Source organism: Pseudoflavitalea rhizosphaerae (assembly GCF_003991355.1).
In the GTDB taxonomy this organism is placed as follows: Bacteria; Bacteroidota; Bacteroidia; order Chitinophagales; family Chitinophagaceae; genus Pseudobacter; species Pseudobacter rhizosphaerae.
Genome location: NZ_RCSU01000001.1, coordinates 344,225 through 361,703, shown reverse-complemented (window position 1 = coordinate 361,703; position 17,479 = coordinate 344,225). Strand labels below are relative to the sequence as shown.

General features: G+C 49.7%; 11 protein-coding genes. 3 read left to right on the top strand and 8 right to left on the bottom strand.

Features of this window, described 5'->3' with window-relative positions; translation table 11 throughout:
• Nucleotides 1-395: 395 nt before the first annotated feature.
• Nucleotides 396-2,024 (bottom strand): amidohydrolase, encoded by a 1,629-nt coding sequence (locus D9Y29_RS01355; protein WP_127124637.1) that lies wholly within the window; start codon nt 2,022-2,024, stop codon nt 396-398.
• A 102-nt stretch (nt 2,025-2,126) separates the two neighbouring features.
• Between D9Y29_RS01355 and D9Y29_RS01350 the strand changes: the two genes are divergently transcribed.
• Entirely contained in the window at nt 2,127-3,176 is a 1,050-nt protein-coding gene (locus D9Y29_RS01350; protein ID WP_127124636.1) for a proline iminopeptidase-family hydrolase, read from the top strand.
• Between the two features lie 101 nt (nt 3,177-3,277).
• Here D9Y29_RS01350 and D9Y29_RS01345 read toward each other — a convergent pair whose 3' ends face one another.
• Together D9Y29_RS01345 and D9Y29_RS01340 are read right to left on the bottom strand one after the other, a co-directional pair.
• Complete coding sequence (locus D9Y29_RS01345) at nt 3,278-4,390, bottom strand: carboxylate-amine ligase (protein WP_127124635.1); 1,113 nt, start codon at nt 4,388-4,390, stop codon at nt 3,278-3,280.
• A 4-nt stretch (nt 4,391-4,394) separates the two neighbouring features.
• Nucleotides 4,395-5,351, bottom strand: a complete 957-nt coding sequence (locus D9Y29_RS01340) for an ATP-grasp domain-containing protein (RefSeq protein ID WP_127124634.1) — start codon at nt 5,349-5,351, stop codon at nt 4,395-4,397.
• A gap of 97 nt (nt 5,352-5,448) precedes the next feature.
• Here D9Y29_RS01340 and D9Y29_RS01335 point away from each other — a divergent pair, with 97 nt between their 5' ends.
• Nucleotides 5,449-6,261, top strand: a complete 813-nt coding sequence (locus D9Y29_RS01335; RefSeq protein WP_127124633.1) for an alpha/beta hydrolase — start codon at nt 5,449-5,451, stop codon at nt 6,259-6,261.
• 306 nt (nt 6,262-6,567) lie between these two features.
• Here the strand turns inward: D9Y29_RS01335 and D9Y29_RS01330 are convergent, their stop codons facing one another.
• From D9Y29_RS01330 to D9Y29_RS01315, 4 genes are read right to left on the bottom strand one after another with little or no spacing between them, the layout of a single operon-like run.
• On the bottom strand, nt 6,568-9,744 hold the full coding sequence (locus D9Y29_RS01330) for an efflux RND transporter permease subunit (RefSeq protein ID WP_127124632.1): 3,177 nt from the start codon (nt 9,742-9,744) through the stop codon (nt 6,568-6,570).
• Between the two features lie 36 nt (nt 9,745-9,780).
• Nucleotides 9,781-10,848, bottom strand: coding sequence for an efflux RND transporter periplasmic adaptor subunit (locus D9Y29_RS01325; protein WP_127124631.1), 1,068 nt, complete (start codon nt 10,846-10,848; stop codon nt 9,781-9,783).
• 6 nt (nt 10,849-10,854) lie between these two features.
• Nucleotides 10,855-12,243, bottom strand: a complete 1,389-nt coding sequence (locus tag D9Y29_RS01320; protein ID WP_206513681.1) for a TolC family protein — start codon at nt 12,241-12,243, stop codon at nt 10,855-10,857.
• A gap of 54 nt (nt 12,244-12,297) precedes the next feature.
• Nucleotides 12,298-12,939, bottom strand: a complete 642-nt coding sequence (locus D9Y29_RS01315; RefSeq protein ID WP_127124630.1) for a TetR/AcrR family transcriptional regulator — start codon at nt 12,937-12,939, stop codon at nt 12,298-12,300.
• 279 nt (nt 12,940-13,218) lie between these two features.
• Between D9Y29_RS01315 and D9Y29_RS01310 the strand changes: the two genes are divergently transcribed.
• Nucleotides 13,219-13,824: a TetR/AcrR family transcriptional regulator gene (locus D9Y29_RS01310; protein WP_127124629.1), complete on the top strand. Its 606-nt coding sequence runs from the start codon at nt 13,219-13,221 to the stop codon at nt 13,822-13,824.
• Between the two features lie 77 nt (nt 13,825-13,901).
• Here D9Y29_RS01310 and D9Y29_RS01305 read toward each other — a convergent pair whose 3' ends face one another.
• The gene (locus D9Y29_RS01305; RefSeq protein WP_127124628.1) at nt 13,902-17,189 is read right to left on the bottom strand and encodes a TonB-dependent receptor; all 3,288 of its coding nucleotides are present in this window, start codon (nt 17,187-17,189) and stop codon (nt 13,902-13,904) included.
• Nucleotides 17,190-17,479: the final 290 nt, after the last annotated feature.

The following is a 17,479-nucleotide window of genomic DNA, read 5'->3' as shown; positions in this document are numbered from 1 at the left end:
TCAGTATATGCGTTGATGATAGCAATAAACAGACCGGCGATGATTATGTTGAAATTTGCTTTCTCAAAGAAGAAGATGTTTTGAAATGAGTACGTGAGGATTATCAGAGATCCCATGTCCGAAATCAGTAATGAATGATGCGTCCGTTACCCCATCCCTTTCCCCCGTTGCAGATATGTGCGGAGCTTACCCCGTGAGATAAATGGCGTTGCACCCGCAACGACACTGGCGGTGAGGGTGTATGAAAAAACGGCCTCGAAATGTAAGCGAAGAAGTCCGGCCAATATTCCACAGCCCCATCTTCCCCCACTACAGCTCAATAAATATCCTTTCGCGCCGGTTCATTTCGCCAGCCGTATTTTTCATACCCCGAATCCGCCCCAAAACCACAAAAATTATTTCTGGTACACTTTCTCTCCATTCACATAAGTCTGCTGCACATTCACTCCCAACAACTCACTTTCTGCTGCTTTCATAATATCAGCATTCAGCAGCACAAAATCTGCAACCTTCCCCTTCTCCAGGCTTCCTTTTTCGCGTTCTTCAAAATTTGATTTGGCAGCCCAGATGGTCATGCCGCGGAGTGCAGCGTCCCTGCTCAGTGCGTTCTCTGTCTGGTAGCCGTTGGCTGGCCAGCCTTTGGCGTCTTTGCGGATGACGGCGGCGAAAAAGGTTTTGAAAGGGGAGATGTCTTCAACGGGGAAGTCGGTGCCGAGCGGGATCCAGCCGTTTTGTTTCAGGAGATCGTTGAAGGCGTAGGCGCCACGGACGCGATCGGGACCGAGGCGTTGTTCAGCCCAGTACATATCGCTGGTGGCGTGTGTGGGTTGAACGGAGGGGATGATACTGTATTTTCCGAAGAGGCCAAAATCGGCTTTGTTCACTACCTGGGCATGTTCGATGCGCCAGCGGCGGTCATTGGGGCCTTTAAGGTATTTCGCATAGGTGTTGAGGATAGTCCGGTTGCCGGAGTCGCCGATGGCGTGGGTGCACATTTGGAAATTTTTGTTGTAGAGGATATTGGCAACGGAGTCGAAATGTTCGGGGGCGCTGAGGAGGAAGCCGCTCCAGTTGGGTTTGTCTGAGTAGGGCTTGAGCAGGCAAGCGCCGCGGGAGCCGAGGGCGCCGTCAGCGTATACTTTGAATCCGTTGATATGAAGGCGGTCTGTTTTGATACGTCCTTTGGCGAAAAGATAATCGAAATTGGCTTTGCCATCGCTGAGCATAACGTAGAGGCGCATTTTGAGTTCGCCGCTTTTGTGGAGGCGGTCTATCAGTTCTGCAACCTGGTAGGGCAGGCCGCAGTCGTCGATGGTGGTAAGGCCCATGGCGAAGCAGCGTTGCTGTGCATCCAGCAGACCCTGCTTTATTTGCTGAGGGTGAGGATCGGGAATGATACGGCTCACGAGATCGATGGCATTGTCTACCAGTATGCCGGTGAGCCTGCCATTGCGGACTTCAGCGGTCCCGCCGGTGATGGTAATGCCTGGTTTGAGATTGGCCATCTCTAAGGCTTTATTGTTGGCGATGGCAGCATGACCATCGATCCTCGACAATAATACAGGGCGGTCAGGGAATAAAATGTTGAGCGCTTCATTGTTTGGGAATTCTTTTTCGTTCCAGTCGTTCTGGTCCCAGCCGCGGCCGATCAGCCAGCCATCGGGATGGGATGTAGAGAAGGAGCGAAGTGTATCGATGATGGATTGCCAGCTATCCGTTCCCGTTAGATCGGCGGCCTGGAGACCAAGACCGTAGCTGTAGAAATGCGCATGGGCGTCGATGAAGCCGGGGTAGATGAATTGTCCTTTTGCATCCAGGGTTTCTTTCGCCTCATATTTTTTCAGCAGGGCTTCATTGCTGCCTGTTTCCAGTATCTTACCATCTTTGATAGCCATGGCTTCGGCGGTGCTGAAGCTGCTGTCTACCGTGTAAATGGTGGCATGATGCACCAGCAGGTCGATCTTTTCTTTGGCAGCATTACAGGCGGTCAGCAGGAATAGGGGCAATGCGTAAATGATTCTCATGTTTGTCCGTTTGAAATGAAAAGCGTACCGGAAAGTAAGGATTTTTTGAATAGACCGAATGCGGAGCGCCGCCGATTGTGTAAATTGAGTAAAACAACCTTTATGAGAAAGTTGCTTGCTGTTCTGCTGATGGGCATGGCCTGTATTGGCCTTACTGCCTGCAAGAACGATCATACTTCCACGGCGCCCTGCAATTATTTCAATACTGGTGACACAGGTGTTCTTACGGCGGGTATCCGCATGGTCCCGGTGCAAACGCCCGTGGGCAATTTCAAAGTCTGGACCAAACGTTTCGGAAATAACCCGGCCATCAAGGTTTTACTGCTGCACGGCGGGCCGGCCATGACGCATGAATACATGGAAGCGTTTGAAAGTTTCTTCCCCAGGGAGAATATCGAATTCTATGAATATGATCAGCTCGGTTCTTATTATTCCGATCAACCAACGGACAGCAGTCTCTGGACCATCGAAAGGTTTGTGGATGAAGTGGAGCAGGTGCGGAGCGCGCTGAAACTGGACAGTTCCAATTTCTTCCTGCTCGGCAATTCATGGGGTGGACTTCTGGCCATGGAGTATGCCTTGAAATATCAGCAACACCTGAAAGGACTGATCATCTGCAATATGATGGCCAGTTGTCCTGATTACGATAAATACTCCAATGAAGTGCTGGCGAAGCAATTGCCGCCACTGGTCTATGATACGGTTCAGCAACTGGAAAAAGCGAATGATTATGGCAATCCCACCTATTCAAGATTGCTGATGGAATATTTCTATACGGCACATATCTGCAGGTTGAAGGAATGGCCTGATCCTTTGAACCGCGCACTTAAACATGTCAACGCTGCCGTATATACGCTGATGCAGGGGCCATCTGAATTTGGTATTTCAGGAAGGCTGGAAAACTGGGACAGGAAGAAAGACCTTCCCCTGATCACTGTGCCCACGCTCACTGTTGGGGCCACACATGATACGATGGACCCGGAGCATATGCGCTGGATGAGCATGCAGGTGAAGAACGGCCAATACCTTCATTGTCCGAATGGCAGCCATCTCAGCATGTGGGATGATCAGCAGGTATTCATGAACGGGGTGATCAAATTTATCAGGGATGTTGATGCTTCAGGGAGCAGTCGCTCGCGTCCCCGCGAGTGACGGCTATTTGCTCGCCTCCGGCGAGCGCCGCGTCGCCGGAGGCGACTAAATACAGGTCACTCGCCAGAGGCGAGCGACTGGCGGCATTCCGATGGAAAACATCAGGTGTCCGCCAGGAACTGTGAGTGGATATAGTCCACAACGCTTACGAGATTCTTCGATTGTTCGTACACAGCGAGCTGGCGGTCTGCGCCTGTACCGTTTTCCATGATCTTGCTTACATAGTTGACGGCATGGCGGCTGCCCAGCGGGTCTACTACATCATCGATGAAGTCCAGCAGTTCATTGATCAGCACACGTGTGTTCACTTCTTCTTCTTTTCCAAAATCGATCAGTCGTCCATCCAGTCCGTAACGGCTGGCGCGCCATTTGTTTTCGTTGATGAGTGAGCGGCTGTATTGAATGAAATTGAGGTTCTGTGTTCTGAGTTTGTAGATCTTGGCGCAGATCCCCTGGAACAAAGCGGCGATGGCAATGGTGTCAGAAACGGTCATTGGAACATCGCAGATGCGGAATTCAACGGTATTGAAGAAAGGATGCACGCGGAGGTCCCACCAGATCTTTTTGGCGTTATCGATACAATTGGTCTTGACCAGCAGCTTCACATAGTTGTCGTAGTCCTCGATGGTATCAAAGGTTTCGGGGATCCCTGTGCGGGGGAATTTATCAAATACCCTGGTGCGGAAACTCTTGTAACCAGTTTGTCTGCCTTCCCAAAACGGCGAATTCACGCTGAGAGCATAGATGTGCGGCAGGAAATAGCGGGTGGAATTGGCGATATGATTGGCCATTTCGCGGCTCTCCATGCCAACATGTACATGCAGTCCAAATATGAGATTGCTGCGTGCAGCTTCCTGGAGTTCGTTCACCAACTCACTATAACGCACATGGTCAGTGATGAGCTGGCTTTCCCAGTGACTGAAGGGATGCGTTCCGGCGGCGCCGATATGATAACCGAGATCGCCGGCAATACCGGCAATGGTCTTTCGCAATTGGGCTACATCTTTATAGGCTTCATCCACGTTGGCGCAGATATCGGTACCTACTTCTACTACGGCCTGGTGCATCTCGGCTTTCACCTTGTCTTTGATCACCTTCTGACCTTCTGTTACGATCTTCTGCTCATGGCTCTTCAGTTCCCGCGTAACAGGATCGATGACCATGTACTCTTCTTCTACGCCAAGGGTAAACTGGTTGTATGAAATATTTGACATGCGGCTAATGTGATAATAACTGTTTCGTTACACTGCGTTTCAGGTATTCTCCCCAGGTGAGATTGTCCCTGTGTGGCTGATGCGCCAATGCTCTTTCGATGGCATAGGTAGCGGCTGTTTCCACCACCCAGTTGAAATTCTCTTCTCCTACACTCGGAAGATCTGCGTCCGGTGCGGGATTGCAGAAGTCGATCGCGTAGGGAATACCGTCTCTCACAGCCAGCTCAACGGTATTGAAATCATACCCGAGGAATTGATTGAGGCGAAGCACGATGTCTTCCATCAGTTGTAAACGTTCTGCTGAAGGGGTAAAGTTATGGCTATATCTTAAATGATGCGGATTTCTTGGTTCATATCCCATGATGCGGACATATTTTCCTCCGATGCAATAACAACGGTAATACTCTTCAAAAATTATTTCTTCCTGCAACAGCATCACCAGTTGCCCGGTCTCTTTATGCTTCTGGAAGAAATCGTCCATGTCGTGCAACTTGTATACGTTCTTCCAGCCACCGCCGGCAAAGGGTTTCATGTAGGCAGGAAAACCCACGTAATCGAAAATACCGTTCCAGTCCATCGGGTAAGCCAGGTTGCTGAAGCTCTCATTGCTTGTATCGGGCGGCAGCTCGTGGGAAGGGAGGATCACTGTTTTGGGAACGAGCACTCCGATCTTCACGGCAAGACAATTGTTGAAGAACTTTTCATCGGCGCTCCACCAGAAAGGATTGTTGATAACGGCTGTGCCACAGATGGCGGCATTCTTGAGAAAGGCCCGGTAGAAAGGAACATCCTGTGAGATCCGGTCCACTATCACGGTGTATTCATCGGCAGCGCCCTGCACCACTTTGTCTATCATCACTGGTTCCGCCATGATCCCATCCACCTGCCGTTTATTCACTTCTTCGATAAAAGCCATGGGGAATGATCTTTCCTTACCGAAGAGTATCCCGATCTTTTTCATAAGCGCTGGGTTTAAAAAATGAAAAGGGCAGAGTGGTAACCAAATTTATCGGAACCGGGGCATAAAAACAAATCGGAATGCCTATTTTTGACGCGTTATGGATACAGCTATCAGCACCGGGGTGATGGTAGAAACGGTTACATTGCCATCAGATGCCCTGGAAAGAACGGTTAAGGTCAATTGCTACATTCCCCCTGTTCCTGCAGCACAAGCATCAGTGCCCGTGCTGTTCCTCAATGATGGACAGGACATGGAAGCTATTGGTCTGGAAAGGATCCTTCATGAACTTTTCTCCGGCAACCAGGTAAGACCCCTCATGGTAGTAGCCATCCACTGTGGCGAAGACCGCAAGAACGAATACGGAATGGTCCATTCCGCAGACTTCAAGGGACGCGGCGCCAGGGCCTCACAATACCAGCAATTCATTCTCGAAGAATTACTCCCATATTGTTGCTACCGCTACCCCATGATGGTGCGCGGTGAAAAAGCATTTGCAGGTTTCTCACTCGGGGGCCTCAGCGCACTGGACCTTGTTTGGAACAATCCGCGCGTGTTCAGCACGGCAGGCGTTTTCTCCGGATCACTCTGGTGGAGAAGTAAAGACAAAACAGAACGCGATTACAATGAGCAGCGGGATCGTCTCATGCATCGCCAGATCCGTGAAGGAGTGTATCATCCCGGGCAACGATTCTTCTTTGAAGTAGGAGAGCAGGATGAAACGGAAGACAGGAATAAAAATGGAGTGATCGATACCATCGATGATACTATTGACTGTATGCGCGAATTGTATTACAAAGGATATCTCGAAGGAAAAGACTTGAAATACCTTCAACTGCCCGAGGGCAGGCACGATGTGGAAACCTGGGCGAAGGCAATGCCGGTGTTTCTGAAGTGGGCATGGCCTGCTTAATCTCGCGGCTGCCAGAGGCTGACTAAAAAAGTGTTTTTTGCCTTTCGGGGAGCCCACTCGCTCGCCTCCCGGCGAGTGAGTTCTATTCGTTCGCCTCCGGCGAACACTGAACTCGCCAGAGGCGAGCAATTATAAGTCACTTGCCAGAGGCGAGCGACTGCCACACGCTGATATTTGCTTTCACACCCTCATAAAATAAACAAAGGCCGCCACCTCCCCAGGTGACGGCCTTATCATATAACCCCAAACAACAACCGATACTTATCCATTCCGGTTGTGTACAGCCTTGCTGATGCAATGCCTTTCTTACACTACATGCACAGGGGTGAAACCATCTTCGGTTTCTGTGGGCACATAGTCTTCATCCATTAATTCTTCTATCGATTTTTGTTGTTTCCTTTTCTTTTTTCTCCTGTTTCCCCAATGGTCGAAGATGGCGTAGATCACGGGTACGATGATCAGTGTCAGGAAGAGCGAACTGATCAGACCGCCGATGATCACCCATGCCAGGCCATTCTTCCATTCGGCGCCGGGGCCGGAAGCGATCGCAATCGGCAACATACCGAATACCATCGCGATGGTGGTCATCAGGATCGGGCGCAACCTCGCATGGTTGGCCTGGATCAATGCATTGAAGGTATCTTCCCCGGCCTGCTTCCTGTGATTGGCGAAGTCCACGATCATGATCGCGTTCTTACACACCAGGCCGATCAGCATGATCACACCCAGGATGGTGAAGATGTTCAGAGAGTTATTGGTCAATCCCAGCGCCAGCAGTGCCCCGATGAAGGAGAGCGGCACAGAGAACAGCACCACGAACGGCGTTACAAAACTATCGTACAGGGTTACCATCACCAGGTAAACCAGGAGGATGGCGGCCAGCAGCGCTACGCCGAGCGTACCGAAACCTTCACTCTGGTTTTCCATATCGCCACCCCAGATCCAGTTCACGCCTGTTGGCTTGCGGATCTGCTCAAAAGCCTTCTGCCATTCGCCGGCGATGGTGCCGCTCGGCCGGCCCACGGTCTGACCCTGAACAGTAACCGAAGGACTCTTGTCGCGGCGCTCCAGTTGACTGGGACCGGATGATTCCGTGATGGTAGCGAACTGTGATAATTTTATCGATTGTCCTTTATCGTTAGTGAACTCCAGGTTGCGCACATCATCGATGCTGCTGCGGTTGAAAGCTCCGTAACGGATATTGATATCATACTCGTATTCGCCGGCGCGGTATTTTCCATCGGTATTGCCGTTGAAGGCAGTCTGCATGGTAAGGCCTACAGTTTGCAAGGTCAATCCAAGACTTGCCATCTTATCACGGTCCACCTGCACATTGATTTCGGGGTTCCCGGATTCCACGGTGAGCTTGATCTCGGTAGCTCCCCTGATCTTTTTCAGTTCGGCCATGGCTGCGTTGGCGAATACCATTGCACTGTCGAGGTCAGAGCCGGTCACCACCAGCGCAAGCGGCGCCTGGTCGGCTGTTCCGAGCATACCGATCGGGGTTGTCTTGATCTTGGCGCCTACCAGCACCTGTTGCAATTCCCTTTTCACTTTGGCTGCATATACGTAAGAATCGTCTGCCCTCAGTTGTTTGGGAACGAGCTTTACCAGCACTTCCGATTTGTATGGTGTGGATTGTGATGCACCCAGTCCTTCGCTGGTTTGACCAACAGTAGTGATGAGGTCCACCACTTCCACTTTATTGCGCAGGAATTTTTCCGCTTTCTGTGTCATCTGGTTGGTCTGTTCGATGGCGGCATCCTTCGGCATTTCGATCTGCACAAGGAATTCGCCGCGATCACTCTTCGAGAAGAACTCGCCACCAATGAATCCACCGCCTACCATATAAAGGGAACCTACAAACAATACCAGCACCAGGGCCAGTGTAACACGTTTGTGATGCAGGCTCCATTTGAGGATATTGGTGATCCAGTGTGTGAAAGAGGTGAGTCCTTTTTCAAAACGCAGGATGATCTTTCCGAAAATATTCTTGCCGGTGATATGCTCCAGCTTACCGAACCTGGAGCTCAGCCAGGGTACAATGGTGAATGACGAGAGGAGGGATAACATGGTGGAAATGATCACCACCACGCAGAACTGTTTGATGATATTGGAAACAAGACCGGTACTCAATGCGATCGGCAGGAACACCACCACAATCACAAGCGTGATGGCGGTTACGGTAAAACCGATCTCTTTTGTGCCCTCATACGCTGCGCGTACACGGTTCTTGCCCATCTCCATATGGCGGTAGATATTCTCCAGCACCACGATGGCGTCATCCACCAGGATACCTACCACAAGAGAAAGACCGAGTAAGCTCATCAGGTTGAGTGTATATCCAAACAGCGCCATACCAATGAAGGTGGCGATGAGTGATGCCGGGATACTCACCATCACAATGATCGCGTTCCGCAAACTGTGCAGGAAGAACAACATCACGAAAGCCACCAGCAGTACGGCTATCAGCAGGTCATGCACCACCGAGTCGGCTGCTTCCAGTGTGAACACGGAGCTGTCGTTCGCGATGGACAGTTTCAGTCCGACTGCCGCATAATCCTTCTCCAGTTGTGCGATCTGCTTTTGCACGGCTTCAGACACCGCTACCGCGTTGGCATCGGATTGTTTGATGATCTGGATGGCGATGGAATTCTCCTGGTTAACGCGGCTGATCTTTTCCACTTCTTTCTGCGCATCCTGCACATCCGCCACATCGCCCAGTCTCACCTGGATGCCGTTGTTGGAGGTCAGCACCAGGTTACGCAGCTCATCTATCGATTTATATTTTCCCGATAATCTTACCAGGATGCTCTGCTCGCGCGTTTGCACATTACCGGTAGGGAAGTCGAGGTTGGAGCCGAGGATCATCTGCTGGGCCTGTGGCACGGAAATGCCATAGCCTTTCAGTTTGTCTGCATCCAGGCTCACCTGGATCTCTCTTTCCTGTCCACCGATCAGGTTCACCTGCGCAACACCTTCCAGCCTCGACAAAATCGGACTTACCCTTTTATCGATGAGATCGAAGAACTCCTTCTCGTCCATATTGGCCGAAGAGGAAAGTGTTACTACAGGAAGATCGTCCAGCGAAAATTTATTCAGTGAAGGAGGATCGATATCATCCGGAAGGTCTTTCAGGATGGCGTTGATCTTCCTCTGTGCGTCGTTGAGTGCGTAATCCGCGTCTGCCGTGGATTGCAGCTGGATGGTAACCAGCGATACGCTTTCGAGCGATTTCGATTCCAGTTTCTTGATATTCTCCAGTGATGCTACCGCATCTTCCACTTTTTTAGTTACCGTATTCTCTACCTCACCAGGCGAGGCGCCGGGGTAGGTGGTTACGATGGTAATGGCTTTGGTATCGAACTTCGGGATCAGTTCGTAACCAAGCAAAGAATAGCTGAACAATCCACCCAGCGTGAGGATCGTGAACAACACGATCACGAGGGATGGACGTTTGATTGATATTTCTGCCAGTTTCATGTATTAATGATTAAGTCTGCAACTATGGGTACCGGTCTATTTGATCACACTGACCTTAGTGCCATCCACCAGGTTGATCTGGCCGCTGGTGATCACCTGGTCACCTTCCTGCAATCCGTCCAGCACTTCCACCTGGTTGCCGAATACACGGCCCGCTGTTACGCGTTTCAGTTTGGCTTCGCCATTGGTTGCAACGAAGATCTCGCCGCTGCTTACGCTGCCCACGAATGCTGTGCGGGGAACGATGATGGTGGGGGCCTGGTCAGGGAAATCGAATACGGCAGTACCATACATGCCTGCTTTCAGTTGCTGACCGGGATTGTTGGCGATGGTGATCTCAACAGGGAAGTTGAGGCTGGCATCGGCTTTGGGCGCTATGAATGTGATATTGCCTTTGAATTCTTTTCCGGGAAATACACTGGCTTTCACATTCACTTCCCTGCCTGTTTTCAGGTTGGCCACCTGTGCTTCGTTAACGGTCACCCTCAGTTTGAGGGTGCTTACGTTCACGATATCGAAGAGCTTGGTGCCGGCGGCCACTACAGAACCGGGCTCTATATATTTTGCATTCACGATCCCATTGATGCTGGCGCGGATGCTGGCATCCCCGAGGTTGATCCTGCTGGCATCCAGTTTGGCTTTGGCATTGCTGAGCTGCAGCTTCGCCTGGTCCAGTTGCTGTTGGGTAACGCCGCCTGTTTTGAAGGCATTGCTGTACCGGTCAAAATCGGTTACTGCTGTCTGGTAGGCTGCTTCCGCACTGGCCAGGTCTACATTGAGCTGGTCTACACGGATGGTGGCCAGCACCTGTCCTTTTGAAACATAGCTTCCTTCCTTCACCAGTACATTCACTACCCGGCCTGCTTTTTCAGCAGCAAAGCTGAGCTCCTGTGATGGTGCGAAATTACCGTTGGCGATCACGTCCAGTTCCGGAGCGGATTTAACAACAGGGCTCACACGTACTGCTACAGTAGCATTCGTTTGCGCCACCACCGCAGTTTTCTCTTCCGATTTCTGTTTGTTCTTCTTCAGTACACTTGCTATCAGAAAGAGCGAACCGCCGATAAGCACTACCGCCAGGAGTATGCGAGTTATCTTTTTCATATTTGGTTAGTTTAAGAGTGATTTTAAATTTCCCTGCGATTTGATCAGTTGTATTTCCGCGAGGCGGTAGTCGAGCAGGGCTGATGAATAATTATTTTGAGCTGTAGTTAGACTGTTCTCCGCATCCAGTAAGTCTGTAAGCGGCGCCAGTCCCTGGTTATAGTTATTTCGTGTGTTATCGTACACTTCCTGGGCGAGCTCCACATTCTCTTTCTGGTTGTTCAGGGTGATGATGCTGTTGGAGATCTGCGTTTTCGCATTCTCAAAAGCGAGGTTCAGGCTCAGCTCTGTATTCTTCAGGTCTTCCTGCACTTTCCGGATATCAACATCGGCCTGCCTTACACGAGAGCGTGTAGCGAAACCGTTGAAGATGGGGATCTTCAGGTTGAGACCGATACTCGCATAATCGAACCAGTTAACGGCAGGCTTGCCGGTACCGATCGGGAATTTATTGCCCAGACCCTGGTAACCATAGTTGCCATTCAGGCTGAGGGTTGGATAGTATTCCGCTTTCACTGCATCTTTCTGAAAATTGAGCAGCACTTCCTGCTTTTTGAGCAGCTGGTAATCCGTGAGCTTCGTTACATCCGGATTGGATGCAGCCAGTTGAAATGAAGGTTCGATGTTCTCGAATGTGGCGGCAGGAATATCAATTGGCGTAGCGATATTCATACCCATATAGAATTTCAATGTGTTCTCCTGGATCTGAACAGCGTTCAGGATCTGCTGGCGTTGCGCCTGCAGGTTGGAAATGTTCACGCGTGTTCTGTCCAGATCGATCTTTTTGGCCAGTCCATTTTTATACTGGCCTTCTATCACTTCCTTCACGCGTGTAGTGGTTGCGATATTGCTGTCTATCACCACCAGTTTCTGGCGTTGTACCAGTACCTGGTAGTAATTGCTGGCCACCTGTTCGATGGTTTGTTCATCAGTGAGCGTGCTGAGGATCTTGTAATACTCCTGCGTGGTCTTTGCTGCTTTCAGCCCGGTGAATACACTCTGGTCGAATAGGTTTTGTTGTAAAGAGATGGCGGCGCTGCTGCTCCATTTCTGTCCGAATGGGATCAGCAGGGTAGTGCCCGGCTGTCCGGCCAGTTCGCCGGGAACAGCGCTCAACTGAAGAATGGGATTGTAAGAAAGACTACCTGATCCTGTAACGGTAGGAAGCGCGCGGCTTCTCACTTCTGCGATCTGGTGCCCGCTGTTCTCTTCATCGAGCTTTGCTTTCTTTACATTGGATTTATGCTCCAATGCAAACTCCAGTGCGTTCTTCAGGGTAAAGGGAGAGGGAAGCTGTGACGCTGACTGCGCCTGCAGAACAGGAGCAAAACCTGTCAGTATCAGCAACACAAAGGCTGCTCTCCGGAAATGAAGCATTTTCGGTTTCATGTTCATGATTGTTGTATGAAATAATTCCTGCCTTATGGCATCAAGCAAGCAATCGGAATATTATTGGTGAGTATGTAACTGCGTTTGTTCCTGTGGGTTATTCGTGAACGAGTTCAGCTCTTCTTCCAGGGAAGGAATGGCAGCCGGTGTTACCACTCCGTAGAGGAAGAGGTAGAGCGCCTGACGGAACACTTCGTCCTTTGAATAATCATTGGTGAGCCTGGAAGCGAATTCGAAATCTGTAGCAAGGTGCTGCTGCCAGATAGCGATCACCAGCTGAGGATGCAGGTTGCCACGGAAGAGACCTTCCTGGATACCGGTTTCCAGTGTTCTGATGATGCGTGAGCCGATCGTATTCTCCATGCTCTTGTTCAGCTCCACCCATTGTACTGGATAATGCCTGCGGAGGTCTGAGAAGAATACCGGATTTATCTTCTTGCAATAGTTAAGAACTGTACCGATATAGCCGAGCAATTTCCTGAGACTATCCACCGGCTTTTCATCCACTATTACCATTGCCGCTTCATAATCTGACGAGAGCCGGTTGGCACATTTCTCCACCAGTTCCTGGCGGGATACGAAGTAGCGGTACAGCGTTTTCTTCGACATGCCCAGCCGGGATGCGATGTCGTCCATGGTGAAGGATTGCACTCCCTGAGTAGTGAACCATTGGTAGGCAGTATCCAGAATTAATTGTTCCATGAATATTCGACTATTTTAGTTTAAAAGTCAAAAGTAGTATCTTCGTTCGACTATTTTACTCAAATGGTCAAAAAGTTTGTTAGGGAAATGTGAAAAGCTGGTGAACCTGTCTGGAGCGGTTTTTGGCAAAGCTTCAAATGGCATGTAGATTGAATTGATTTATAATGATTAACAGGCATTGCACTACCGAAACATAGAATATCTTCTACGTTTCCCTATGCCGGCGTTCAGGCCTGTTAGGTTTTCGGTATTTTTGTAATAATTCTAATCTGACTAAATATGTCGAATAGTCAAGTTGTTAAAGACCCGATCCGGGAAGAGATATTGAGGAAGGCAGCGGAGCTGCTGGGGCGCTTTGGTTTCAAGAAAACCACGATGGAGGATATTGCCCGCGCGATCGGAAAATCTAAAAGCTCACTTTATTATTACTATAAGACCAAGGAAGAGATCTTCGAAGCGGTAGTGGCGGAGGATATGGATGAGTCTCGCAGGACCACTGAAGAGAAGATGAACTCGGTGGAATCCGCTCCTGAAAAATTCAGGTTGATGTTTACTACCATCTTTGGTTCCATCAGGGAGAAGATCGATAAGTTCTCCGTGTTCCGGGCTGACGTGATGGAGAACCCTGCACTGATGGAGAATATCGGCAAGGAACGAGATGTATACATGGAGAACCTGTTGCGTGACCTGGTATTGTACGGGATCGAAAGGGGAGAGATAAGAAAGATGACAGAAGAAGAGATCAGCGTATGGACCAAAGTAACGAATATGACTATGCGCGCAATAGGCCAGCGGCTTTTCCTGGAAGATAATTTCGCGTATGTGGAGAAGCATATGGATTTTTTGGCAGGGACAATGCTGAATGGAATAGCGGTGAAGAAATAATATTGAAATGTTTGTGTAAATGATGAAAGGGGCTCAAGCGAGCCCCTTCTACTTTTGTATCTGCGATGATTAAACGCTTAATTGTTGAAGATATACCTCAGGCCCAACTGGATGCCCCAGGTGCTGTTGGTGGTGTAAGCAGCCTGGTAAGCTTGTTTGGGCGCATTGGGATCGAAAGTGAATTTTGGATTGTTGGGATCGAAATTCTCATTGCCCGTATTGTTTGATCCCGCTGGTTTGCCTACGATCCCGGCATCCTGGAATGTGCCGAATGTATACTGGTAACGATAGCCCCAGTTGCTGTTGAGCAGGTTCAGCAGGTTGAGTACATCCACACTCACCTGGATGGTATGTTTCTTTGTGCCGGTGCGAAAAACGAAATCCTGCATCACGCGCAGATCGAGTGTATGCTGCCAGGGGAGCAGTGCGCCGTATTTTTCCATCATCTGGCCTTTGTGTTTGCGCAGGTATTTGTCGTTCTCGATGAAGGCGAAGAAGGCGTCGCTTTGCTGTTTAGCGGTAAAAGTGCCTGCCCTGGTAATGAAGCCTTCCACAAATTTTATTTCAGACGGATCTTTGGGAATGTACAGGATATCGTTGGTTTGGCCGTCGTTGTTGATGTCTGCCCCGTACCTGAACGTATATCTTTCCTGCGGTTGTGCAGAATAGAAGATGCCTACTGTGGTGGCCATAGTTTTTTTCCTGTATTCAAAACGATAGGATCCGTGCGCTACGATGCGGTGAGGTACTGCATAGTTGCTGGCCCCGAGCTCGGGTAAGTTCGGATTGACGGAGATATTGTTGGTGGTCCAACCGCTGCCGGACTGGTCTGAACTGCCGATGGCGGCTTCCTGTGCCAGTGTGTAAGTGTAAGCGAGGCCGCCTTCCCAGTTTTGAGAAAAGGATTTCTGAACAGCAGCCGTCAATGCCAGACTGTAACCTTTACTGGTATTATCGAGTACTATCATCTGGTTCATGAAGGAATTCAGCCTGCTGGAAAACATGGGTCTTTTGTCGCCGGGACTGTTCAGGTTCCCGGTTTGTGCACCAAGGTTGGCATTCCTGAAATACGCGTTGTTCACCATCTTCGTGTAGAGGGCCTCTAACGTGAATGTATAATTGCCGGAGAATCTGCGGTCTACTGCGAGGTTGGACCTCCAGACCTGTGGCATTTTGAAATCCTTTGCAATGGCGCTAAAGTTGGCGCCGCTGGGAATGGTGGTGCCAACTGGTGGAGGGTTGGAAGGAATATGTGTAGCCCTGTCTAAATTGTAATCGATCCCTGCCAGTTCGGAACTATTGGCCTGGAAGGTAGCGCGCATGATGCCATTATCACCAACCTGGTTCACCAGCCAGATGAAGGGTATGCGGCCTGTGAATAAACCGGTTCCACCTCTTACGATGGTTTGCTTGTCGCCATCCACATCATAGCTGAAGCCAACGCGGGGAGAGATCAATACTTTTTTGCTGGGCCATTTGCTAACATCGAACTGCTCGTTGTTGCCATCGGGGTCTTTGAATACAACTGGTTCCAGGGCCGGGTTGCGGGGAGGATCGTATGGGTAGTCAGGCTGATCGAAACGGATGCCATAAGTGAGTTTGAAATTCTTTGAAGCAGTCCATACATCCTGTACATAATAACCTATCTGTGCAAATTTCGCTTCGGGCACCCTGATGCCTTTCGGATTGTTGGGATCATAGGCAACAGCAAAAACAGTTGGAGCATCGCCATTGATGAAAGCATCAACATTAGCATAGCGGTAATATGAAGGGCCACCTGCACTGGTGAAGGAGTTGGCGAACTTCATGTATTCATAGCTCACACCTCCTGTGAGGGTGTGTTTGCCAAGGTTAAAAGTGATGTTGTTGGCGATGTTCAGCGCCTTGTCGGAAATTTCATTCCTGTAAGAGAAGAGGTCGGTCCCGAATGAAATGTACACGTTGTTCCCGTTACCTGCCTGCATGATGTCTACAAAAGAGGCGGTGGAATTGGGTACGCGTTTCAATTCATTATCTGTATATGACACCAGCAACTGGTTGGAAATCCTGCTGCTGAAATTGGAGTTGAGCTCAGCCACGCCTGACCATACTTTCACATTGTTCTTGAAGTTGGAACCATTATAAGCCATGCCACCGGTAGTGCCGCCTCTGCGGCTGTTGTTGATACGGGGCACGTTGGAAATGCCGGTAACGCTGGATGAGTTGATCTGGTCGTCATCATCTGTGTTGGATTGTGTGTAACGCAGGGTGAGACGGTGTTTGCTGGTGATATTCCAGTCAATCCTTGCCAGGAATTTCTTGTTCTCCGTTTCGAAATCATATCCCTGGTAGATACCGGGATCGTATTGATAATTGTCCATCAGGTGTTTCCTGAGCCTGTCCAGGTCCGATGCAAGAACGGAGGTTACGTTGGGGCCTTTATCATCATCATTTTTCTTTGCCACGAATGTCTGACCGGGCTGTGTTCTGTTTTCCATTTCGTAGTTAACGAAGAAGAACAGTTTGTCTTTGATGATGGGACCTCCAATGCTGGCGCCAAAAGTTTTGTTGGAACGTTTGGGGTTGTTGATGGTTTGTTCGAGTACTTTCTTTCCGGTGAATTCCTGGTTCCTGTAGAAGCCATAAACAGTGCCATACCAGTTGTTGGTGCCTCTTCTTGTTACTGCATTGATACCTCCTCCGATGAAGCCTGCCTGACGTACATCGAAAGGGGAGATGTTCACCTGCACCTGGTCAATGGCATCCACGGAGATGGCTGATACGGCGCCGCCGGGGATCATGCCGTCGCCACTTCTTCCGAAGTTATTGTTGAACAGCGATCCGTCGATGGTGATATTGTTGTATCGTTTGTTCATGCCGGCAAAACCGTTATCGTTTTGCTGGGGTGTGATACGCGTGAGGTTGGTGAGGCTGCGTGTCAGGTTGGGAAGATTCTGTACGGCGCGGTTACTGATATTGGTAGATGCGCCTGTTTTTTCCGTGGCGCCTCTTCGTGCAGCCGATACCGTTACTACCTGTAATTCTGCATTGGCAGGCAGGAGTGTGGTTTGAAGATCGAATTTGTCGCCAAGCGGAATATTGATATCATCCCTGTTGAAGTCTGTAAAGCCGATGAAGGAGATCTTTACTGAATAAGGGCCGCCGGGAGGAATGTTATTGATATCGAACACGCCGCCGGTCCTGGTGGCCACATTGAAAGTGGCGCCGGTAGGAACGTGTTTTAAAGTAACGGTAGCGCCTACGAGGGGTTCTCCTTTGTCGTTCTTCACAACGCCGGACATGCTGCTGGTAGTTACCTGGGCCAGGGAATGAAAACCTGTAAATACCAGTAAGAGGGTTAAAAAATAAAGCGTAGTTCTTCTCATACTATAGAATGTTTAATAGTTGGCATAAAGAAACAACAGGTGCGTTACCTCAAGGGTAAGCAAAACATTATCTTATGATTAATTCAGGCTATATGAACTATAACTTCAAAATGATGGGCCAGGGGCACGGAATGGATAGAGGGGGTCTGAACGTAACAAATGTAACAGGAAAAAATATCAAGTGTTAAAAAGCCATTAACATATTATTCACACCCGGGAACGGGCTGTTCAAACTACCCAATCTCCGTTTCAGAACAATTTTTCCTGCGTTGCAGCACATGCCGGAAAAG